At 64.1% G+C, this 5,062-nt stretch carries 4 protein-coding genes; all 4 read left to right on the top strand.

The window, feature by feature from the left end; all coding sequences use genetic code 11:
* Nucleotides 1-907, top strand: a 907-nt coding sequence (locus JOZ79_RS05725) for a hypothetical protein (protein WP_294071811.1), incomplete at its 5' end; no start/stop codon positions are given.
* 335 nt (nt 908-1,242) lie between these two features.
* A complete protein-coding gene (locus JOZ79_RS05720; RefSeq protein ID WP_294071809.1) occupies nt 1,243-2,523 on the top strand; it encodes a nucleotide sugar dehydrogenase in 1,281 nt (426 codons plus the stop codon).
* A gap of 210 nt (nt 2,524-2,733) precedes the next feature.
* The gene (locus JOZ79_RS05715; RefSeq protein WP_294071807.1) at nt 2,734-4,593 is read left to right on the top strand and encodes a glycosyltransferase; all 1,860 of its coding nucleotides are present in this window, start codon (nt 2,734-2,736) and stop codon (nt 4,591-4,593) included.
* Between the two features lie 11 nt (nt 4,594-4,604).
* Nucleotides 4,605-5,062, top strand: a 458-nt coding sequence (locus JOZ79_RS05710; protein WP_294071805.1) for a hypothetical protein, incomplete at its 3' end; no start/stop codon positions are given.

Below are 5,062 nucleotides of genomic sequence, written 5' to 3'. Positions count from 1 at the left end.
GTATGCCGCCCACGCGCCTGACGAGATCGTCTACAAGTGCGACCGGACGAGCATTGCCCCGCTCTTCACCTACGCCTGGGGCTATTATTCGCCGCTGGACACCAGCAACCCGGCGGTCCGGCAATATATCTTCAACACCTTCATCCTGCCGCAGCTTCGCTCGGGCGTGAAGGTGATCGCGCTCGACAACGTCACTCCGCTCAACAACGGGCACCGGTGCGGCGTCTACCGGAACGGCCAGTGGGTACAGCTCTTTTCGGGCGAGCCGCGCGATCCGGCGTACATGGCGGCGCTACTCGACTGGATCGGCTGGCTGGCTCGGCAAATCCACTCCCAGGGCGGGTTGCTCGCACTCAATGCCCGGGTCGATCCCCAGAACGTGGAACAATCGCGCAAGCTGATTGCGCTGGGCGACATCTGGCTCGACGAAGCGGCATTCACTCGGGATTGCAGGCCGCGGTCGAGCGACCGCGACTGGCAGGTGAAGATGGAGGCATCCCAATGGGGCGCCGCGCGGATGCCGTGGGTGTCGCTGGAAAAGACGTGCGCATCGCCGGCGGCGCTCAGCGACGACGAGGCGCAATGGGTGGTCGGAAATTTCCTGCTCGCCAAGGGCGCACGAAGCTATCTCGGCGCGTTCCACGACGGCGATCCGCCGCGCATAGAGCTCCATTACCCGCGGACGCTTAATCCGCCGGTTGGAGTGCCGCAGGGCCCGGCCTTCGCGGTTCCAGGGGGCGGGATGGCGCGCCGCTACAGCCGGGGCCTGGTCGTCGTGAACCCGAACTCCGCGACACAGCTTGACTATGCCCTCCCAGCGGGCAACTGGGCGACCATCACCGGTGCGCTGGCCCCGGCGAGGGCCGTGCTCGGACCGACCTCGGCGGCGATCTTCCTTAGCCGCTAGGACAGCCAGTGCGTTCGTCCGCTCGCCGCGCGTACGTTGAAACAGGGACTCGCACCCGCGCCAGACTATGACGTGGTGGTTTTCGCGCCTGTCAACTGCGGCTGTTAGGTCACGGTGAAGTGAAGAACAGGTCGTAGCTCGCCTGTTTGCAGAGAACCGACCTTGTTTTTTGGTTTCATCCGCGTACGGCTGCCCAGGTCAGCTTGGCTGGGGAGCGTCTTTAGTAACAAAGTGGGCATCGCACCTGTGGCATTTCGCTTGCCTCGGCCCACGCGGCCGTCGAATTATTCCGGGTTCGCGATTAAATTAATGTAAACCGGAGGTTCGTTAAGACTGTGGGTCGCAAGAAGGTCGGAGTTGTAGGTCTTGGCTATGTTGGGCTTCCACTGGCAGTTGCCTTCTCTCGGAAGCATGAGGTTGTCGGCTACGATATCAGCTCGCGGCGGGTCGAGGCCTTGCGCGACGGGTTCGACTGGACTGGAGAGGTTGCTTCCGAGGAACTGAAGGCGGGCCGCTTCCGGCTTACCGACGAGGCCGCCGATCTTGCGTCATCCGAAATCCTGATCGTCACCGTGCCTACGCCGATCGACGAGGCCAACCGGCCGGACTTCACGGCGTTGCTGACTGCCTGCGAGATCATCGGACCCTATCTTTCGCCCGGCAAGATCGTCGTGTTTGAGAGCACGGTCTATCCCGGCGTCACCGAAGAGATTTGCGCGCCCGCCCTCGAAAAGGCTTCGGGGCTTCGTGCCGGCGCCGACTTCAAGCTGGGCTACAGCCCCGAGCGGATCAACCCGGGCGACAAAGAGCGTCCGCTCGAGAAGATCACCAAGGTCGTCGCCGGGCAGGACTCCGAGACGCTCGACCTCCTTGCCGACCTTTACGGCTCCATTATCGAGGCGGGCATTCATTGCGCGCCTTCGATCAAGGTCGCGGAAGCAGCGAAGGTGCTCGAGAACACGCAGCGGGACGTCAATATTGCCCTCATGAACGAAGTCTCGAAAATCTGCCACTTGGTCGGAATCCGGTCGAGCGATGTCCTTGCGGCCGCCGGGACCAAGTGGAATTTCCTGAAATTCCATCCGGGCCTGGTCGGCGGCCACTGCATCGGGGTCGACCCTTATTACCTGACGGCGAAGGCCGAACAGCTCGGCTATCATCCCGAGATGATCCTGTCCGGCCGGCGGGTGAACGACGGCATGGGCGCCTATGTCGCCCAGCGCGTGATCAAGCTGATGGCGAAGAACGCCCTGCCGATCCGCCAGGCGCCGGTCGGGATCCTCGGCTTCACCTTCAAGGAAGGCGTGCCGGATATCCGCAACTCGAAGGTCATCGACATCTACAATGAGCTTCGGGCGTTCGGCGTTACCCCGCTGGTTCACGATCCGCTGGCCGATCCGGACACCGTCCGGCGGGCGTATGGCATTGAGCTATGCGGGCTCGACGCCTTCCGCGATCTCGGCGCGGTGATCCTCGCGGTGCCGCATGTCGAGTATGACTCGCTCGACGGAGAAGCCTTGAGCGCGATGATGCGGTCCGACGGAATCGTTGCCGACGTCAAGTCCGTGCTCGATCCTGAGGACTTGCGTTCGGATATAAGTTATTGGAGTCTCTAGGGGTCGGGATGCAAAGTAAGGGCGACAAGTTGCTCCGCATCGGACTATGTTGGTTGAAGGGACGTCGTGCCGGAGGCTGTCTCAGGGAGTTAAGCAACAGAATTGCGTGAGTGGAGTGTCAGGGGGCGGGGAGTGGGTCCGCTTTCGTAAGTCTTAAGGTTGACGGACTACGGATTCCTTGGTGAGCCGCACTGAGAATGGGGGCAGGAGTTGACATTACAGGGTGACCAGCGGCCGGGCCTTGCTTTCGAGGCCGATGGCGACAACTACTCCGGCGGGCAGTTCAATTCGCCTGACACCGCTATTCTCGGTCGCGTTCGCGATCTGATAGGGGACAAGGCGTTCGACACCGCCGCCGCTCTCCTCCAGACGTGGGACTTCGCTGGCGCGCCCGACGATCCGCGCCTCGCCGACATGGCCGAGCTGCTCTATGACGCTCGCGACCACGGCCGAGCGGACGCGCTCTTCTCCCGGCTGATCCGCGCCGAGCCGCGCCGGCGCGACCTGCGTGTGAGCTATGGCAAGCGGTTGTTCGACGATGGCCGGCTGGTTCGTGCGTGGCAGGTGCTTGCGCCGGTGCGCGATGCCTTCGCGGACGACGCAAAGAGTCAGGCGCTCGCCGACGGCGCAGCAAACCTTCTCGGGCTGCTGACCAGCCTCGAGGGGCGCCCGCTGACGATCGAGGACGATTCCCGCATCCTCGCGATGAAGCACGCGATCCTGCGCTTCCAGGATCGGACGATCCGCTCGGTCGCGTCGCCGGGCATGGGCCGCCTGACGCTCATCACCGGTGGTCTCGGGCCGGGGGGTGCCGAGCGGCAGCTGACTCGCCTCGCCGTCGAGCTCGAGCGTGCGCGCAAGGAACTGGGCAGTGTCGGAGGAATCGCCCTGCAGCGGCCGGTCGAAGTGCTGGTCCGCTCCCACAGCCCGGAACGGCAGACCGATTTCTACCTCGGCGACCTTCGCGACGAAGGAGTCGAGCTCAACCAGATCAACGATTTCCAGCCGGTCGCGCACCGCACGCTCGGGATCGACGACCCGGTCCTGCTTCAATTGCTCACGCACCTGCCGCCGAGCGTCAATTATGGCGTGAGGCGACTGACGCCGCACTTCGTGGAATCGGGCACTGATACAGCGTCGGTCTGGCAGGACGGCGCGTGCCTGTTTGCCGGGCTGGCCGCGCTCATCGCCGGCGTCCCCCAGATCCAGCTCGCGATCCGCGGTCTTCCGCCGAGCGTGCGCCGGCACATGTACCGGCCGGAATATGAGGTGTTCTACCGGGCGATGGCGGAAATTCCGGGCGTCGTCTTTGTGAGCAACAACGTCGCGGCCGCCAAGGCCTACGCCCAATGGCTTGATGTCGACCTCGACCGGTTCGCGATCGTCTATAATGGTGTTGAGCCGATGAGCAGCGCGGGATCGTCAAGCTGCCACGCGCTTTGGGAAGAGTTCAATGCGCGGACGGCCGGATGCGGTCAGACCATCGGCGGCGTCTTCCGCTTCGACACCGACAAGCAGCCGCTGACCTGGGTTCGGTTCGCGGCGCGCTATCTGAAGCGTCATGCCGATGCTCGCTTCATACTCGTCGGCGGTGGCCGCCTGCTCGAACATGCGATCAAGCTTGCCGAGGATTATGGAATCGATGAGCGCATCCTCTTCGTGGGTCGCTCGACGCATGTCGGCTACTGGATGACCAAGATGGACGCTCTGGTGCTCCTGTCGCGCTACGAAGGGCTGCCGAACGTCCTGATCGAGGCGCAATATATGGGCGTGCCTGTCGTCACGACGCCGGCTGGCGGCGCCGCCGAATGCCTGATCGACGGAACGTCGGGCCATGTGCTGAATACGGCCGACAAGCCGGACCTGATGACGGTCGTCGAGCGCGCGCATGACCTCGTCACGCGCGACTATGGCGGCGGGGCATTCGAGGACGGCGGCCACATCCGCACCTTCCTCGACAACCATTTCTCCATCGAGCACATGCTCGAGCAGTTCGTGAGCTGCACGGCGAGCGGACTCGCTGCTCCGGCTGCCGACGGGGGCGACGAGCTTTGGGAAGAAGCCGCCTAAGATCAACCGCGTTGAGCGCGCGCGATACGGGGCCGGGGCCCGTCCCGATGGGCATGGCGTCCTTGCGGCTGCCCATGCAGGGACCGGAGAAATTGCGAATCCTCGTCGTCAGCCGATCCTATCCGGCGCCTGGCGATCTTTACCGATATCCCTTCGTCCATCGGCGGGTGCGCGCCTATCAGGCATCAGGACATGATGTCGCGGTGTTCCGCCCCGCGCCGGGAGAAGCCGAGAGCCGCCACAGCTTCGACGGCGTCGATTGCACCAGCGGCGACGCCACCGCCCTTAACGATCTCGCCGCACGGTTCCGACCCGACGTGCTCGCCGTCCATGGTCTCGGCCAGGCGATGTGGCCGGTCCTCCGAGACCTTGCCGGATCGATGCCGATGGCGGCCTGGCTGCACGGGTCTGAGATTGCTGGATTCCTGCGGCGCAAGTCGGAACTCGACGGGTGTCCGGCGGAGCTGAC

Origin of the sequence: Sphingomonas sp. (assembly GCF_019242355.1) — a bacterium.
In the GTDB taxonomy this organism is placed as follows: Bacteria; Pseudomonadota; Alphaproteobacteria; order Sphingomonadales; family Sphingomonadaceae; genus Sphingomicrobium.
This window is presented reverse-complemented; position numbering and strand designations above follow the sequence as displayed.